A 16,516-nucleotide genomic window follows, 5' to 3' on the forward strand; every position below is an offset into this window, starting at 1 on the left:
CAGGACGGGGGACAGGCAGGCACGGGCAATCATGTCGGAAACTCCCTCAGGCCGAAGGGCTGCCCCTGCAGGTCGGCATCCTCGGGAGAACGGTTGCGCCGCAGGCCGACCAGCGGCCCCAGCGCGGCGAGTCCTGCCAGGAGCAGGACAATTTCGAGGGTATAGACAGTGGCATAGCCGCTGGCGCGGGTGGCGGTGCTGACTGGCTCGGAGCCGCTCTGCACCAGCGCCGCGACCCCGTCGCGCAGCAGCCCCCCCACCGCGATGCCTAGCCCTGCGCAGCTCGCCTGCACCGCGCCCCAAGCGCCCAGCGCCAGCCCGGCCGTGTCGCTCCTGGCGATGCGCATCGCCTCCATCAGCGTGCCGACCGAGAACAGTCCGAGCCCCAGCCCGATCCCCAGCGCCCCGCAATAGAGCATCGCCGCCGCCGAGAATGGTCCGGCGAACAGCACCAGCAAAAAGGCATTGATCCCGATCACCAGGCCTGCGCCGGCCAGCCGCAGCTGATCCCACCCGCGGCCCAGCAGACGGCCCGACAGCATGAAGCCGAGCAGCGAACCGAGCGCCCAAGCGCCTGTAAGCCCGGTGGTCGCCCCGACCGACAGGCCAAGGATCTCGCCGCCATAGGGTTCAAGCAGCGCGTCCTGCATCGCAAAGCCCATCGCCCCGATGCCGATCGTCACCAGCAGCCGCGCATTGCGCCCGTCGTGGACGAAGGCCTGCCACAGTTCCGAGAAGGTCGGTGTCTCGCGATCGGGCGCGGTGATCGCGGGATTGCGCGCTTCCTGCTTCCACAGGGCAATCACGTTGAGCACGATGGTCAGCACCGCGCAGCCCTGGATCACCTGCACCAGCTTGGTAGCGCTGTAATCGAGCAGCGCGCCGCCGATGACGAAGGCAGCGAACATCATGCCGACCAGCAGCATGACATAGAGCAGCGCCACCGCGCGCGGGCGCTTGTCCTCAGGCGCGAGATCGGTTGTCAGTGCAAGACCGGCGGTCTGCGTGACGTGGAAACCGGTGCCCGTCAGCAGGAAGGCCGCGGTGCCAGCGACAAGACCGATCTCGAAACGTTCGGGAAGGCCGAGCAGCAGCAGCGCGAAGGGCATGATCGCCAGCCCGCCGAACTGGAGGATCGAGCCGAACCAGATATAGGGCACGCGGCGCCAGCCCAGCACCGAACGATGCGTGTCCGAACGGTGCCCGATCAGCGCGCGAAAAGGCGCCACCACCAGCGGCACCGCGATCAGCAGCGCCACCAGCCAGGTCGGCGTGCCAAGCTCGACCACCATCACCCGGTTGAGCGTGCCGTTGAGCAGCACCGTCGCCATCCCCACCGTCACCTGAAACAGCGAGAGCCGCAGCAGGCGGCCGAGCGGCAGATCCGCGCTCGCCGCGTCAGCAAAGGGAAGCAGGCGGAAGGCCACCTCGGTCCAGTGCGGCGGCTTGGGGCGGGCCGAAGGCTTCATCCGTGCCTCACCAGTTCGAGCGCCTGCGAGGTGTAAAACCCGCTGGTGATGCGGCGGGTGCGGCCGATGCTCCAGCCCTCGAGCGCGACGAGCCGCTTGCGGATTTCGCTTTCGGCGGTCGGAACGATGGCGGGCGAACGGTCGGACTTCGGGAAGACCTTGCCGATCGTGTACATCGTCTGCAGCAGCCGCGTACGCGGTGCGAAAGTGAACAGGATCGACCTGGTGGTACGCTCGGCCAGTTCGGCCAGCGCGGCAACCAGATCCTCGGGCTGGTAGTGGATCAGCGAATCCATCGCCACGACATGGGCGAAGGTGCCGAGCGCCGGATCGAGCATGTCCCCCGAGCGCCAGTGGATCCGCCCGTGACCGATGAAGGAAGGGGTGCGCTGGCGCGCAACCTCGACGAGGCTGGCAGCGACGTCGATCCCGGTCACCTCGGCCCCGCGACAGGCCGCCTGGATCGCGAGGGCGCCGGTGCCGCAGCCCGCGTCGAGGATCCGGGTGCGGCGCAGGTCGTCCGGCAGCCACGACAGCAGCGTGCGGCGCATTTCCTCGCGCCCGGCGCGCACCGTCGCGCGGATGCCGCTTACCTTGGCATCGGAAGTGAGATCGATCCACGCCTGGCGCGCGGTGCTGTCGAAATAGGTCGCCAGCGCCTCGCGCTGCTCGTCATAGCGGGAGGGAAGCCGCGTCGCCATTACTCGAACCCCAGAAAATCGAAGATGTCACGGTCCTTCATCGGTTGGACCACCGAAGGCTCGACCCCGTCCCACAGCATCTGGGCAAGGCGCAGATATTCGTTCTGGGCCTCGATCACCTCGGGATCATCGCCCATCTCGAACAGGGTGCATTTCTTCAGGCGCGAACGGCGGATCGCATCGACATCGCGGAAATGCGCAAGCCGCCGCATCCCGATCGCGTCGCAGAAGCGATCGATCTCGTCGGTCTCGCGGCTGCGGTTGGCGACCACCCCGGCGAGCCGCACGTCGTAGTTCTTCGCCTTCGCGCCGATCGCCGCCACGATCCGGTTCATCGCGAAGATGGAATCGAAGTCGTTCGCGGCCACGACGATCGCGCGTTCGGCATGCTGAAGCGGCGCGGCAAAGCCGCCGCACACGACATCGCCCAGAACGTCGAAGATCACCACGTCGGTTTCTTCGAGCAGGTGGTGCTGCTTGAGCAGCTTGACCGTCTGGCCGACCACGTAGCCGCCGCAACCGGTGCCCGCCGGCGGGCCGCCCGCCTCGACGCACATCACCCCGTTGTAGCCTTCGAACATGTAGTCCTCGGGCCGCAGCTCCTCGGCGTGGAATTCGACCGTTTCCAGCACGTCGATCACCGTCGGCATGAGCTTCTTGGTGAGCGTGAAGGTGGAATCGTGCTTCGGATCGCAGCCGATCTGCAGCACCCGGTGGCCGAGCTTGGAGAAGGCCGCCGAAAGGTTCGACGAGGTGGTCGACTTGCCGATCCCGCCCTTGCCATAGACCGCGAAGACCTTGGCGGTGCCGATCCGGTCCGCCGGATCGAGCTGGACTTGGACCGAGCCTTCCCCGTCAGGTGGCCGGAAGCTGGTTCTGGGAGCGTGGAGGTTCATTGGTCGGGATCCCTTGTCGTCACTCGCCCGCGAACACGCCTTCCAGGCGGTCCTCGAGTTCGTCATTGGCTTCGCGCAGAGCCGCGAGCGTCGCTTCGTCCGGCTCCCACAGGTTGCGGTCGCAGGCTTCGAGCAGGCGGTTCGCCATCCGCACCGAGGCCTTGGGGTTGAGCTGCGCCATCCTCCGGCGCATCTTCTCGTCGAGCACGAAGGTTTCGGAGATCTTCTGATAGACCCACGGGGCGACCTGCCCGGTGGTGGCCGACCAGCCGAAGGTCGAATTGACGTGGCCCTCGATCTGGCGCACGCCTTCGTAGCCGTGTTCGAGCAGGCCTTCGTACCACTTGGGGTTGAGCGTGCGGGTGCGCGCCTCAAGATCAATCTGCTCGGCCAGAGTGCGCACCTTGGGCTTCCCGCGCGTCGCATCGAGGATATAGACCGGTGCCTCGGCCCCCTTGGCCTTGGCGACCGAGCGCGCCACGCCGCCCAGCCCGTCGACATACTGGTCGACATCGTTGATGCCCAGTTCGATGCTCTCGAGGTTCTGGTAGGTGAAATCGACCGTGCTGAGCGCGCTGCGGAGGATTTCGCGGCGCTGCACCGGGCGGCCCGAGATCCCGTAGCCGAAGCCCTTCTGGGTTTCGAAGGCATTGGCCAGCTCGTCCGGATCGGCCCAGGTGCCGCCGTCGATCATCTGGTTGACATTGGCGCCGTAGGCTCCCTCGGCGTTGGAGAACACGCGCAGCGCAGCGGTTTCGAGATCGCACCGATGCTTTTCCATCTGCGCCAGCGTGTGCTTGCGGATGAAGTTGGCCTCCACCGGCTCGTCGGCACTGCTGGCGAGCAGCGCGGCTTCGGCCAGCATCCGGATCTGCATCGGCAGCAGATCGCGGAAGATGCCCGATAGCGTCATCACCACGTCGATGCGCGGGCGGCCAAGTTCTTCCAGCGGGATCAGCTCCGCCCCGCACAGGCGACCATAGCTGTCGCGCCGCGGGCGGGCGCCCATCAGCGTCATCGCCTGGGCGATCTGCACCCCTTCGGACTTCATGTTGTCCGTGCCCCACAGCACCATCGCTATGTTTTCAGGGAAGGGCTGGCCGCTTTCGACATGGCGCGCGATCAGGCGTTCGGCCTGCTCCGCACCAAGCTTGCAGGCAAAGGCCGAGGGCAGCCGGAAGGGATCGAAACCGTGAATGTTGCGGCCCGTGGGCAGAACTTCGGGATTGGCCACGATATCCCCACCCGGCGCGGGCAGGACATAGCGGCCATCGAGCGCGCGGATCAGCGCGCCAAGTTCGTCCGAGGAAGCGATCCTCGCGGCCAGTTCGGCGCGGTCGGCCTTGTCCGGCCCGCCCGCCGCCTCGACCATGGCGTCGAGCATTTCCTCCAGTTCCTGCCCTTCGGGGTTCTTGCCGAGGATGTGCAGGCCATAGGGAATCAGCGCTTCTTCCAGCTCGTAGAGCTTGGCGCAAAGCTCGCCGATTTCGTCATAGGTGATATCGAGTGCGGCGCACTGGTCGGCGATCAGCGCTTCCAGATCGGCGCGTTCCTCGGCGTGATCGGGATCGTCCCGGGTCATCCGCCAGCGCTCGACACTGGTCTTGAGCTCGGACAGGCCCTTGTAAAGCCCGGCCTGCGCCAGCGGCGGGGTGAGGTAGCTGATCAGCGTCGCGGCCGAGCGGCGCTTGGCGAGCATCCCCTCGGTCGGGTTGTTGGCGGCATAGAGATAGAAATTGGGCAGATCGCCGATCAGCCGTTCCGGCCAGCACGCCCCCGACATCCCGGCCTGCTTGCCCGGCATGAATTCGAGCGCGCCGTGGGTGCCGAAATGCAGCACCGCATGGGCGCCGAAATCTTCCCTGAGGTAGCGATAGAAGGCGCTGAAGGCATGGGTCGGGGCAAAGCGGCCCTCGAACAGCAGCCGCATCGGATCGCCTTCGAAGCCGAAGGCCGGCTGGATGCCGACGAAAACCTTGCCGAAATGCGCGCCGAGGATCTGGATGTTGCGCCCGTCGGACAGCTGCTTGCCGGGTGCCGGGCCCCACTGCGCCTCGATCTCGGTCAGGAACTTCTCGCGCCGCACGTGTTCGTCGGCAGGGATGCGGTGGGCGACATTGGCATCGGTGCCATATTGATCGGCATTGCCCTTGAGGATCGCATCGCGCATCGTATCGAGGCTTTCCGGCACCTCGACGTCGTAGCCTTCGGCCTTGAGCCGCTGGAGCGTGGCGTAGAGCGATTCGTGCACCGCCATGAAGGCCGCGGTGCCCACCGCGCCGGAATTCGGCGGGAAGTTGAACAGCACGATCGCCAGCTTGCGCTGCGCCCGCTCGCTCTTCTTGAGGCGGATCAGCCTGACAGTGCGCTGCGCCAGCGCCTCGGCCCGTTCGGGGCAGGCCTGCATCGGGCGCAGCTTGTCGCTCGCCGGCGAGGGGCACTGGCGCGCGCAGCCCTTGCAGAACGGGCCGGAGGCGCTGGCGCGGCCGCCGAACACGCTCGGAACGGTCGAACCGTCCAGCTCGGGCAGGGCGACCATCAGCGTCGCTTCGAGCGGCAGCAGCCCGCGTTCGCTCAGCGCCCAGTCCTCGATCGACTGGAACTCGACGGCATGGGCGGCGAGATAAGGCAGATCCATCCGCGCCAACACTTCGCGCGCGGCCGCGGCATCGCTATAGGCCGGCCCGCCGACCAGCGAGAAGCCGGTGAGGTTGACGATCGCATCGACCGTCGGGCGGCCATCCGGCCCGATAAAGAACTTGTCGATCGCCGGGCGCGCGTCGAGCCCGCTGGCGAACACTGGCACGACCTTCAGCCCCGCGGCCTCGAAGGCGGCGATCGCGCCATCGTAATGCGCGGCATCGCGGCCCAGCAGGTACGAACGCAGCAGGATGAGGCCAACCGTGCCTTCGCGGCCTTCCGCGGGCGGCAGCAGGCGCAGGCTTTCGGAAATGCGCTGCTTCGTGCGCGGGTGATAGACCCCGACTTCGGGATATTCGATCGGGGCTTGGGCCTTGGTGATCCCGCGCCGATAGGCCCGCTCGCCCGAGGCGTAGCGATCGATCAGCGCGCGCACCATCGCCACCACGTTCTCGTCCGAACCGGCGAGCCAGTATTGCAGGGTGAGGAAATAGGCGCGCACGTCCTGCGCCGTGCCGGGAATGAACTTGAGGATCTTTGGCAGGCGGCGCAGCAGCTTGAGCTGGCGCTCGGCCGAATTGCCGCCGGGCTTGCCGTCCTTGCCGGCGCCGCCGCGCAGCTTCTTGAGCAGCGCCAGCGGGCCCTTGGCGGGGGCATCCATGCGGTAGTTGCCCATCTTGGTGAGCCGCACGATCTCGCTTGCCGACATCAGGCAGACCATCGCGTCGCAGGCCTCGCGCCGCGCTTCGAGCGCGGGCATGATCATGCGGATCTGCTCGTCAAGGAAGATCATGGTGGTGATGACGATATGGGCCTCGGCGATCGCGGCGTTGACCTTGGCCAGCTCGGCCGGATCGCTGCCCCACTCCGATGCCGCGTGGAGCGAGAGCAGGATGTTGTCCGCCGCCAGCTCCGCCTCGGCGCGGCCCACCGCTCCCTTGAGGTGGTTGTCGAGGGTCACGATCACCACCCGCACAACTGCGCGCGGATCAACGACAGAAGCAGAGGGCATGCTACCGTGCATAATGCGCCTTCGCGTCGTAGAGTGTCTCAAGGTCGATGGCGCTGCGCCCCTCCAGCGCAGCGAATTTTTCGGTGTTGCGGCGCGCCTTGCCGCGGACGAAGAACGGGATTTTCTTCAGCTCGCGCTCGGCCTCGGCGGTCCAGACCGGGGCGCCCGGCGCGGCGATGGTTTCAGGCGCGGCAGGCGCGGCTTCGGGTGCGGTTTCCGCCGGCGCGAGCGGTTCGTGCGCGTCGGGAGTGACGGTGCGGGCCATCGCCCGCGGCGCATGGGCGGCAAGGTGGCTGGGCCCGTGCTCGTCGGCGAATTCGAAATCCTCGCGGAACATGGTGAGCAGGTGCTCTTCCAGCCCCATCACCAGCGGGTGCACCCAGGTATCGAAAATCACATTGGCGCCTTCGAAACCCATCTGGGGCGAGTGGCGCGCGGGGAAATCCTGCACATGCACCGGCGCGCTGATCACCGCGCAGGGCAGGCCAAGCCGCTTGGCGATGTGGCGCTCCATCTGGGTGCCGAGCACCAGTTCGGGGCAGGCCGCGGCAATCGCATCTTCAACCGCGAGGTGATCGTCGGTGATCAGCGGCTCGACCCCGCAGCGCGCGGCCTCGGCGCGCACGGCGCGGGCGAATTCGCGGTTGTAGCAGCCCAGGCCGCAGACCTCGAAGCCCAGCTCCTCACGGGCGATGCGCGCGGCGGCGACGGCATGGGTGGCGTCACCGAAGATGAAGACGCGCTTGCCGGTCAGGTAGGTCGAATCGACCGAGCGTGACCACCACGGCATCCGGGAAGAGGTGTCGCCGAGGGCAGGCGTGGGATCTGCACCTGCCAGCTCGGCGACTTCGGCGATGAAGGAGCGGGTTGCTCCAACGCCGATCGGGACGGTCCGCACCGCGGGTTGAGCGAAATGGCGCTCAAGCCAGCGGGCGGCCTCATCTGCGATTTCGGGGTAGAGGACGATGTTGAAATCGGCGGCGCCGATCCGGCCGATGTCCTGCGGCGTCGCGCCCAGCGGGGCGACCAGGTTCACTTCGACCCCCAGCCTATCCAGGATCTTGCGGATCTCGACCAGATCGTCGCGGTGGCGGAAGCCGAGCGCGGTCGGGCCGAGGATGTTGGCGCGGGCCTTGCGCCCTTCACGAGGCTCGCGCACCACCGAGGTGTCGGCGAGCGTGCGGACGATCTGGTAGAAGGTTTCCGCAGCGCCCCAGTTTTCCTTGCGTTGGTAGCTCGGCAGTTCGAGCGCAATGGCCGGCACCGGCAGGCCCATCGCCTCGGCCAGGCCGGCCGGATCGTCCTGGATCAGTTCCGCGGTGCAGGATGCGCCGACGATGATCGCCTGCGGGCTGAAGCGCTTCACCGCCTCGTGCGCGGCGTCCTGGAAGAGCTGCGCGGTGTCCTTGCCCAGATCGCGCGCCTCGAAGGTGGTATAGGTGACCGGCGGGCGCCTTTGGCGCCGTTCGATCATCGTGAACAGCAGGTCGGCATAGGTGTCGCCCTGCGGTGCGTGCAGCACGTAGTGGAGCTTTTCCATCGCTGTCGCGACCCGCATGGCCCCTACGTGAGGTGGCCCTTCATAGGTCCAGACAGCCAACTGCATCGCCCTAGACCTCCAGCATGTCCCGCCGCCGGAGCGGACGGGCAAAGAGTTCGGCGAGATCCGCGGCCTGATCGAAACCGTGGATCGGCGAGAAGACGAGCTCGATCGCCCATTTGGTGGTGAAGCCCTCAGCTTCGAGCGGGTTGGCAAGACCAAGCCCGCAGACGGTGATGTCGGGCCGATCGGCGCGCACGCGATCGAGCTGGCGCTCGACGTGCTGGCCCTCGGACAGGCGCACCTGCGGGCCAAGGCGCTCCAATTCGCGAGCGAGGTGGGCGCGGTGGAGATAGGGCGTGCCGACTTCGACCAGCTGCATCCCCAGCTCGTCCTGCAGGAAGCGCGCAAGCGGCACTTCGAGCTGCGAATCGGGCAGGAAGCTGATGCGCTTGCCTTCAAGCTGCGGGCGCAGCTTGGACAGGGCGATGCGGGCGCGCTCGCGGCCTGGGGCGATGATGCGCTCGAACAGGCCGGTATCGACGCCGAATTCGGTTGCAGCGGCGCTGAGCCAGCTGGCAGTGCCTTCCGCCCCGAACGGGAACAGCGCATCGAGCCGCCTGGCGCCCCGCCCGTCGAGCGCCATCGCGGTCGCGCCGAGGAAGGGCTGGGCCAGCAGATAGCGGGTATCGGGGCCGACCGCCGGCAGATCACGGGCGTTGCGCGCCGGCAGACAGCCGACCCGTTCGATCCCCATTTGCGCGAACAGGCGCAGGAACTGGTCTTCCACGATGTCCGGCAGGCTGCCGACGATCAGCAGCTCCTTGGGCGAACCGGCAGGCAGGGCCGGCATCACCGGCACCAGCGCGGCCAGGCAGGCATCCTCGCCTTGGGTGAAGGTCGTTTCGATCCCGCTGCCCGAGTAATTGAGGATCCGCACCCGCGGCATGTGCACCGCGCCGAGACGCTGGGCGGCCTTGGTGAGATCGAGCTTGATCACTTCCGACGGGCAGGAGCCGACGAGAAACAGCGTGCGGATGTCGGGACGACGATCGAGCAGGCGGTTGACCACCCGTTCGAGCTCGTCCTGCGCATCGGCCATGCCGGCCAGATCACGCTCTTCCATGATTGCAGTGGCAAAGCGCGGCTCAGCGAAGATCATCACCCCCGCCGCGCTCTGGAGCAGGTGGGCGCAGGTGCGCGAGCCGACCACGAGGAAAAAGGCATCCTGCATCTTGCGGTGCAACCAGATGATCCCGGTCAGGCCGCAGAACACCTCACGCTGGCCGCGTTCGCGCAGCACCGGACGTGCATCGCATCCGGCATGGTTCGCCTCGGGGGCTGAGAGGGGGGCGCTGCAGCCGTCGAGGATGGCCGCTTCGCTCACGCCGCGGCCGCCAGATCCTGAAGCGGACGGGCGCTGGCCGGGGGCGCGGCTTGATCAATGGCGACCATGGCCCTTGCCGCTCTTGCCTCGCGCTCGCCTTCCAGCCGCGCCATCCGCAGTTTCCAGATGAATTGTCCGGCGTTGATCGCATAGGCCGCATAGGCAGCCAGAGCGACGATCAACCTGTCCTGAAGCGTGCCGTAGGCGCCGAACAGCATCACCAGATAGAGGGTATGCAGCGCGATGACGAGCATCGAGAACACGTCTTCCCAGAAGAACGCCTTGGCAAACAGGTACTTGCCGAAGACGACCTTCTCCCAGATCGCGCCCGTGACCATGATGGTGTAGAGAAAGAGAGTCTTGAGGACGACCATCACATCGGCGGCATGGGCCCCTTCGCCGGTGTTGAGCGTGCGGATCACCAGCGCAAGGCTGATGATGAACACCACAAACTGCATCGGTGCGAGCACGCCCTGGATCACCGTCCAGACGGTCTGATCCCGCCGAACCCGCTGTTCGGCGGTGTAGAGGGCCCGGCGCTTCCCTCTTTCGTGACCGACCCCCGCAACCTTGGTGCGGGGCGCGACCGGGGATGACTGATCCTTCCGAGTCATTCGTGCGTCAGCCTTCTCTCCTAGAGTCGGAGATTACGCGCGTTCGAACAAGAGTGTCAACATGATTGGACGTTTAGCCGTATTGACGATTTGGCCGCTGGCAATAGTGTCGTTTGCGCGCTTCCGGAAAAAGGCGTAGACAAGATTCGCTGGCTTTCGGGATCATGGCCAAGGGCGCGCTGTCAGGTTGCGCCTACTACCTCCTGCGGAAGGATGTCCGCACGACCTGGGGAGGGTCTGGCGAATGGGAGACTCGAAGGCTTCAAGCATGTTCGGCGCCGGGTCGGCGGTTCTGCGAGGGGTAATCTCCGCACCGCTTGAGCGGGTTCGCCGCGCCGCCTCCGCAAGCCGCGAAATTTCCCCGGAATCGGTCAATGCCGTGATCGAAGGCGAGATCATTCCCCGTCTGCTGATGACCCGTCTCGGCAGCGACAATCCGTCCAGGGCACGGCGCGGCCGGCCGATCGCGCCAGAGGATGCTGCCCGATTTTCCTTGCTGCCGCTGCGACTGGAAGCGGCCGGCCTGCTCGAACAAGTCGATGCTTTCATTGCGGAAGGCTCCAGTGTCGAGACCATCTGCCTCGATTTGCTCGCCCCTGCGGCGCGGATGCTGGGGGAGATGTGGGACCGCGACGAATGCGATTTCATCGATGTTACGATGGGCCTGTGGCGGCTCCAGGAAGTGATGCGCGAAGTTGTCGCGCGCTGCCCGGCCGATCCGCCCTCGTTCAAGGCTCCGCGCTCTGCACTCTTCTCGCCGATGCCCGGCGATCTCCACAATTTCGGGACGATGATGATCGAGGAAGTCTTCTCGCGCGCCGGCTGGCACAGCGAGGCGCTGGTCAGCCCGGATCGCCGCGAACTGCTCGACCGGCTGGCGCAGCGGCCCTTCGATCTGGTGGGATTGACGCTTGCCCGCCACTGTCCTAGCGCGGATGTCTCCAACCTCATCAAGGCGATGCGCAGCGCATCAGCAAATCCGAAGATTGCCGTTCTGGTCGGCGGACGCATGATCAACGAAAACCCGCACATGGTTCAGGATGTCGGCGCGGATGGCACGGGCGCCGATGCGTTCGCCGCGCTCGAAGTGGCCGAGTCACTGGTGAGGGTGTCCGCGCTCAGCAGCCAGTCCCGCCGATAGGTCCGGCCCGCCATGCTTTCACGCAAGCACAGTATCGACGGCAAGCATCCTTTCGCGCAGGCGACGGACCTGTTCCGGTCGCTCGATGCCGAAGCCGTGATGAAGCTGGCGATGGTGGCGGGCGACGTCACGCTGGTGCTCGACGATACCGGAACGATCCTCGATGCGGCCTTCGACCCGCGCGAGTTTCCGGCTTTTGCAGGCTGGATCGGGAGCAACTGGATCGAAACGGTCACGGACGAAAGTCGACCGAAAATCATGGAGATGCTCGCGGCGGCCCGGCGCGGCGAGATGCAGCACTGGCGCCAGGTCAACCACCGCACCCGCGATGGCGAGCTGCCGATCCGCTATACCGTGCTGAGCATCAACGGCGGCAGTCACCGCATCGCCTTCGGCCGCGATCTGCGCGAGGCGGGCAAGCTCCAGCAGCGCCTGCTTCAGGTCCAGCAATCGCTTGAACGCGACTATCTCAGGATGCGCCAGCTCGAAGCGCGCTACCGGATGCTGTTCGAGCGGTCGACCGAGGCGGTGCTGATCATCGAGGCGGCCACCCTGCGGATCCGTGAGGCCAATCCGGCCGCGCATGTGCTCGTCGGCGCGCGGCCGGGCAGCCTTGCCGGCAAGAAGCTGCCCAGCGTGCTCGACAAGGCGTCGCATGATACGATGCAGGCGCTGGTCGGCGCGGCGCTGGTGTCGGACACGGTCAGTCCGGCGCGCATCCGTCTGGCGCGCGGCGCGCGCGAGGTGGTGGCAGCAATCACCGGATTCACTCAGGACCGCGGGCAATATCTGCTGGTCAGGCTGGCGCCGGGCGCCGAACAGATCGCTGCTCCGGCCTCGCCGGTGCTCGATCTGGTCGATCAGATGCCCGATGCCTTTGTGGTGGCCGATACCAACCTTGAAATCGTCACGGCCAATGCCGCTTTCGTCGAGCTGTTGCGGGCCGCCAGCGTTGATCAGCTGCGTGGGCGGCATCTGTCCGAATCGATCGGCCGTCCGGGGATCGACCTTGATCTTATTGAAGGCCAGATCGACCAGTACGGGGTGGCACGCAATGTCAGCACCGTGCTGCGTAGCGGACATGATGTCGAGGGCGAGCCGGTTGAATTGTCTGGGGTAAGAACGGGCGGGGACAATCCGTACTATGCCTTCGTGATCCGCCCGATCGGTCGCCGCCTGCGCGATCTGCCGCCCGGTTCGCAGGATCTGCCGCGCTCGGTCGAACAGCTCACCGAATTGGTTGGCCGGATGAGCCTGAAGGACATCGTGCGCGAAAGCACCGACCTGATCGAGCGGCTGTGCATCGAGGCGGCGCTGTCCTACACCTCGGACAACCGCGCTTCGGCTGCGGAAATCCTCGGCCTGTCGCGCCAAAGCCTCTATTCCAAGTTGCACCGTTACGGGCTTGGCAATCTCGCCGGCGACAACGACTAGCCGCGCCCAACCAATCTCCGCTGCGCTGTGCAGCCGCCGCCCGACAGGCCGTTTGACACGGCCCGATTTGACACCCTGTTGCCAGAGACTGCGTCAAAGCGGGCGCAAATCCGGTTTGCCCGAAAGCCAAGTGTCAAAATAAATTGACGCTACAAGCTGTCAGGCATAGCCTTGCGGGATGGAACAACCGGTGCCTACGACTCGCTCCGCGCCCGTTCCGCCGGCGCGAACCACGCCGACGCCGCATGCGCGTCTCCGCCTGCGTGATGTCCTGCAGCTCCTCAAGCCGATCACCTGGTTTCCGCCGATGTGGGCCTTCATGTGCGGGGCGGTCTCGTCCGGGGCCGGGCTGGAAGGGCGCTGGTGGTTCGTCGCGGGCGGGGTGCTGCTGGCCGGCCCACTGGTATGCGGCACCAGCCAGGCGGTGAACGATTGGTTCGACCGGCACGTTGATGCCATCAACGAGCCTGATCGCCCGATCCCCTCGGGCCGCATTCCGGGCCGCTGGGGCCTTTATATCGCGTGTTTGATGAGCCTGATCTCGACCGGTGTGGGCTGGCTGCTCGGGCCGATCGTGTTCGTCGCCGCGCTGGTCGGGCTTGCCTTTGCCTGGGCCTATTCCGCGCCGCCGTTCCGGTTCAAGGCCAACGGCCTGCTCGGCCCGCTGGTATGCGGGCTGACCTACGAGGGCCTCAGCTGGTTCACCGGCGCCACGGTCATGCTCGGCGCTGCGCCTTCGGTGGAGGTGGTGCTGATCCTGTTCATGTATTCGCTGGGCGCCCATGGCATCATGGTGCTCAACGATTTCAAGGCGGTCGAAGGCGATCGCCGGGCAGGGCTGACTTCGCTGCCGGTGACCATGGGGGTGGATCAGGCCGCGCGCTTTGCCTGCACCACCATGGCTTCGCTGCAGATCGTGGTGATCTGCCTGCTGGCGCTGTGGGGCTATGGCCTGTCGGCGCTGATCGTCACCGGCGTGCTGGTGGCGCAGATTGCCGCCATGCCGCGCCTGATCCGCGATCCGGCGGGGCAAGCGCCGTGGTACAACGGCGTAGGCGTGACACTCTATGTGCTGGGAATGCTCGCTGCGGCGCTGGGCTTAGGGGGCTATATCTGATGCACGCCCCGCTCGCCGATCCATCGCCGGAAAGCGCGAGCAGGGGTTTTGGCTGGCTCGGAATTGCCCGCATCGGGCTGGTTCAGGCGGCGATCGGCGCGCTGGTAATGCTGGCAACGACCGTGCTCAACCGGCTGATGGTGGTCGAATTCGGGCTGGCCGCGGCGATCCCGGCCGGGCTGGTGGCCTGGCATTATGCGGTGCAGCTCGGGCGGCCGCTGTGGGGCCATGGCTCGGACAGGGGCAATAGCCGCACGCTGTGGATCGTCGGCGGTGTCGCATTGCTGGCAGCGGCTTCGCTGCTGGCGACGCAGGCGACGCTGATGCTGGAGAGCGCGCCGAAGCTTGGCCTGGTGCTGGCGGTGATCGCCTACAGCCTGATCGGCGCCGGCGTGGGCGCGGGCGGCACTTCGGCGCTCGCGCTGCTGGCGAGCGGGGTCGCTCCGCAGCGGCGCGCGGCGGGTGCGGCGGTAACCTGGATCATGATGGTCGCCGGCATCGTCGCTTCGGCGATCACGGTGGGCCAGCTGATCCAGCCCTTCTCGTCCGGGCGCCTGCTGGCCGTGGCGGCGGGCCTTGCCCTGGCGATGGTGGTGTTGACCGTGCTGGCGACCTTCCGGCTGGAACGCCAGGCCGGCCGGTTCGGCCACGCGGCCGAGGGCAGGCAGGCCCCTCATTTCGGCGCGGCGATCCGCGAGATCTGGCACGAGACAGCGGCGCGGCGCTTCACCATCTTCATCTTCGTCTCGATGATCGCCTTCTCGATGCAGGATCTCATCCTCGAACCCTTTGCCGGCCTCGTGTTCGGCCTTGCACCGGGGGAATCGACCCAGCTCGGTGGGCAGCATCAGGGCGGCATCCTGATCGGCATGATCATCACCGGAATCGGCGGCAGCGCCTTCACCGGCAAGCGGCCCGACGGGCTGCGCGCCTGGGTGATCTGCGGGTGCCTGATCTCGGCCGCGGGGCTGGCTGCGCTCGGGCTGGCGGCGGTCAATGGCCCGCCGTGGCCGCTCGGGGCGAATGTCTTCGTGCTCGGCCTCGGCAACGGCGTCTTCGCGGTTGCCGCGATCGGCGCGATGATGGGGCTGGCGGGCGCGGGCGAGACCACGCGAGAGGGCGTGCGCATGGGCGTCTGGGGGGCATCGCAGGCGATCGCCTTCGGGCTCGGCGGGCTGACCGGCGCGGTCGGGGTCGATCTCGCGCGGGAAGCGCTGGGCGATGATGGCGCGGGCTTCCAGCTGGTGTTCGCCATCGAGGCGGCCGCTTTCGTCTGCGCGGCGCTGTTGGCCATCAAGGCGACCGGCGCGGCAGCCGTGCGTGCGAGCGTCGGGCAGGACAAGAGGGATGAGGTTTACGCATGAACCAGACAATCTACGATGCCGTGGTGATTGGCGGTGGTCCCTCCGGAGCAACGGCAGCGACGGATCTGGCGCTGGCTGGCCATTCGGTGCTGCTGATCGAGCGTGGCGGGCGGATCAAGCCCTGCGGCGGGGCAATCCCGCCGCGGCTGCTTGCCGATTTCGACATTCCGCAATCATTGCTGGTCGCCAAGGCGCGTTCCGCCCGGATGATCGCGCCCTCGGGCCGCGCGGTCGACATGCCCGTGGGTGAGATCGGCTATGTCGGCATGGTCGATCGCGACGAGTTCGACGAATGGCTACGCGAGCGCGCCCGCCATTCGGGGGCAGAGCGGCTCTCCGCCACCTTCGAGAAGATCGAGCGCGACGAGGCGGCGCATCCGATCGTCACCTTCCGGCGCAAGCGGGGCGGGCCGATCGAAGGCGTGCGCGCGCGTGTCGTGATCGGTGCCGACGGGGCGCGCTCGGCGGTTGCCAAGCAGTGCCTTCCGGGTGCCGAGCGGATGCCCTGCGTCTTTGCCTATCACGAAATCATCAAGTCGCCCGAACACAACACCGACGCCTACGATGCCTCGCGCTGCGACGTGTTCTATCAGGGCCGCCTCTCGCCCGATTTCTATGCCTGGGTGTTTCCGCATGGCGAGACCGCGAGTATCGGCGTGGGCAGCGCCAACAAGGGCTTCAGCCTGCGCGGCGCGATCGCCACGATGCGCGATGATCTCGGACTCGATCGCTGCGAAACCGTGCGCCGCGAGGGCGCGCCCATTCCGCTCAAGCCGCTCAAGCGCTGGGACAACGGCGCAGATGTGATCGTCGCGGGTGATGCCGCCGGAATCGTCGCGCCCGCCTCGGGCGAGGGGATCTATTACGCGATGGTCGGCGGACGGCTGGTGGCCGAGGCCGCGGCGATGTTCCTCAAGACCGGCGATGCCAGGCACCTGCGCACCGCGCGCAAACGTTTCATGAGCGAGCACGGCAAGGTGTTCTGGATCCTCGGGATCATGCAGTATTTCTGGTATTCCTCGGACAAGCGCCGCGAGCGCTTCGTCACCATGTGCGACGACAAGGATGTGCAGGAGCTGACCTGGCAGGCCTATATGCACAAGCGGCTGGTGCGCGCCAAGCCGCTCGCCCACGTCAAGATCTTCCTCAAGGACACCGCGCACCTGCTAGGCTTGAGGCCCGCAACGCGCTAAGTCTTTTG

12 protein-coding genes are annotated in these 16,516 nt (G+C 66.8%); 5 read left to right on the forward strand and 7 right to left on the reverse strand.

Annotation, left to right across the window (positions count from 1 at the left end):
• Window positions 1-29: 29 nt before the first annotated feature.
• Genes BZF61_RS00345 through bchF form a run of 7 tightly spaced genes read right to left on the reverse strand, consistent with a single transcriptional unit; the run spans window position 30 to window position 10,259 of the window.
• Window positions 30-1,469, reverse strand: a complete 1,440-nt coding sequence (locus BZF61_RS00345; RefSeq protein WP_086616650.1) for a BCD family MFS transporter — start codon at window positions 1,467-1,469, stop codon at window positions 30-32.
• Window positions 1,466-2,170, reverse strand: a complete 705-nt coding sequence (bchM, locus tag BZF61_RS00350; protein WP_086616651.1) for a magnesium protoporphyrin IX methyltransferase — start codon at window positions 2,168-2,170, stop codon at window positions 1,466-1,468. Before bchM ends, BZF61_RS00345 begins: the two co-directional genes overlap by 4 nt.
• Window positions 2,170-3,066, reverse strand: coding sequence for a ferredoxin:protochlorophyllide reductase (ATP-dependent) iron-sulfur ATP-binding protein (gene bchL / locus BZF61_RS00355; protein WP_086616652.1), 897 nt, complete (start codon window positions 3,064-3,066; stop codon window positions 2,170-2,172). The genes bchM and bchL overlap by 1 nt, the downstream gene beginning before the upstream one ends.
• A 19-nt stretch (window positions 3,067-3,085) precedes the next feature.
• Window positions 3,086-6,718 (reverse strand): magnesium chelatase subunit H, encoded by a 3,633-nt coding sequence (locus tag BZF61_RS00360; protein ID WP_086616653.1) that lies wholly within the window; start codon window positions 6,716-6,718, stop codon window positions 3,086-3,088.
• A gap of 1 nt (window position 6,719) precedes the next feature.
• The gene (gene bchB, locus BZF61_RS00365) at window positions 6,720-8,324 is read right to left on the reverse strand and encodes a ferredoxin:protochlorophyllide reductase (ATP-dependent) subunit B (protein ID WP_086616654.1); all 1,605 of its coding nucleotides are present in this window, start codon (window positions 8,322-8,324) and stop codon (window positions 6,720-6,722) included.
• A 4-nt stretch (window positions 8,325-8,328) separates the two neighbouring features.
• A complete protein-coding gene (locus BZF61_RS00370; RefSeq protein ID WP_086616655.1) occupies window positions 8,329-9,645 on the reverse strand; it encodes a ferredoxin:protochlorophyllide reductase (ATP-dependent) subunit N in 1,317 nt (438 codons plus the stop codon).
• The gene (gene bchF / locus BZF61_RS00375) at window positions 9,642-10,259 is read right to left on the reverse strand and encodes a 2-vinyl bacteriochlorophyllide hydratase (RefSeq protein ID WP_086616656.1); all 618 of its coding nucleotides are present in this window, start codon (window positions 10,257-10,259) and stop codon (window positions 9,642-9,644) included. The genes BZF61_RS00370 and bchF overlap by 4 nt, the downstream gene beginning before the upstream one ends.
• Window positions 10,260-10,527: 268 nt before the next feature.
• Here bchF and BZF61_RS00380 point away from each other — a divergent pair, with 268 nt between their 5' ends.
• The 5 genes from BZF61_RS00380 to BZF61_RS00400 all read left to right on the forward strand — a co-directional run bounded on the left by BZF61_RS00380 (window position 10,528) and on the right by BZF61_RS00400 (window position 16,508).
• Window positions 10,528-11,400 (forward strand): cobalamin B12-binding domain-containing protein, encoded by an 873-nt coding sequence (locus tag BZF61_RS00380; protein ID WP_086616657.1) that lies wholly within the window; start codon window positions 10,528-10,530, stop codon window positions 11,398-11,400.
• 12 nt (window positions 11,401-11,412) lie between these two features.
• Complete coding sequence (gene ppsR, locus BZF61_RS00385; RefSeq protein ID WP_086616658.1) at window positions 11,413-12,834, forward strand: transcriptional regulator PpsR; 1,422 nt, start codon at window positions 11,413-11,415, stop codon at window positions 12,832-12,834.
• Window positions 12,835-13,012: 178 nt separating this feature from the next.
• Complete coding sequence (gene chlG / locus BZF61_RS00390) at window positions 13,013-13,951, forward strand: chlorophyll synthase ChlG (RefSeq protein ID WP_086616659.1); 939 nt, start codon at window positions 13,013-13,015, stop codon at window positions 13,949-13,951.
• Window positions 13,951-15,315: a BCD family MFS transporter gene (locus BZF61_RS00395; RefSeq protein WP_086616660.1), complete on the forward strand. Its 1,365-nt coding sequence runs from the start codon at window positions 13,951-13,953 to the stop codon at window positions 15,313-15,315. The genes chlG and BZF61_RS00395 overlap by 1 nt, the downstream gene beginning before the upstream one ends.
• Window positions 15,312-16,508 carry a geranylgeranyl diphosphate reductase gene (locus BZF61_RS00400; RefSeq protein ID WP_086616661.1) on the forward strand — a complete coding sequence of 399 codons (1,197 nt, stop codon included), beginning with the start codon at window positions 15,312-15,314 and terminating at the stop codon, window positions 16,506-16,508. Before BZF61_RS00395 ends, BZF61_RS00400 begins: the two co-directional genes overlap by 4 nt.
• Window positions 16,509-16,516: the final 8 nt, after the last annotated feature.

The organism is Erythrobacter tepidarius, from assembly GCF_002155695.1.
Taxonomy (GTDB): domain Bacteria; phylum Pseudomonadota; class Alphaproteobacteria; order Sphingomonadales; family Sphingomonadaceae; genus Erythrobacter; species Erythrobacter tepidarius.

What these genes read in the sequence shown, in the direction of transcription:
- BZF61_RS00360 (WP_086616653.1), bottom strand. Translation starts at nt 6,718, where the DNA reads ATGCCCTCTGCTTCTGTCGTTGATCCGCGCGCAGTTGTGCGGGTGGTG.
- chlG (WP_086616659.1), top strand. Translation starts at nt 13,013, where the DNA reads ATGGAACAACCGGTGCCTACGACTCGCTCCGCGCCCGTTCCGCCGGCG.
- bchL (WP_086616652.1), bottom strand. Translation starts at nt 3,066, where the DNA reads ATGAACCTCCACGCTCCCAGAACCAGCTTCCGGCCACCTGACGGGGAA.
- bchM (WP_086616651.1), bottom strand. Translation starts at nt 2,170, where the DNA reads ATGGCGACGCGGCTTCCCTCCCGCTATGACGAGCAGCGCGAGGCGCTG.
- bchF (WP_086616656.1), bottom strand. Translation starts at nt 10,259, where the DNA reads ATGACTCGGAAGGATCAGTCATCCCCGGTCGCGCCCCGCACCAAGGTT.
- bchB (WP_086616654.1), bottom strand. Translation starts at nt 8,324, where the DNA reads ATGCAGTTGGCTGTCTGGACCTATGAAGGGCCACCTCACGTAGGGGCC.
- BZF61_RS00395 (WP_086616660.1), top strand. Translation starts at nt 13,951, where the DNA reads ATGCACGCCCCGCTCGCCGATCCATCGCCGGAAAGCGCGAGCAGGGGT.
- BZF61_RS00380 (WP_086616657.1), top strand. Translation starts at nt 10,528, where the DNA reads ATGTTCGGCGCCGGGTCGGCGGTTCTGCGAGGGGTAATCTCCGCACCG.
- ppsR (WP_086616658.1), top strand. Translation starts at nt 11,413, where the DNA reads ATGCTTTCACGCAAGCACAGTATCGACGGCAAGCATCCTTTCGCGCAG.
- BZF61_RS00345 (WP_086616650.1), bottom strand. Translation starts at nt 1,469, where the DNA reads ATGAAGCCTTCGGCCCGCCCCAAGCCGCCGCACTGGACCGAGGTGGCC.
- BZF61_RS00400 (WP_086616661.1), top strand. Translation starts at nt 15,312, where the DNA reads ATGAACCAGACAATCTACGATGCCGTGGTGATTGGCGGTGGTCCCTCC.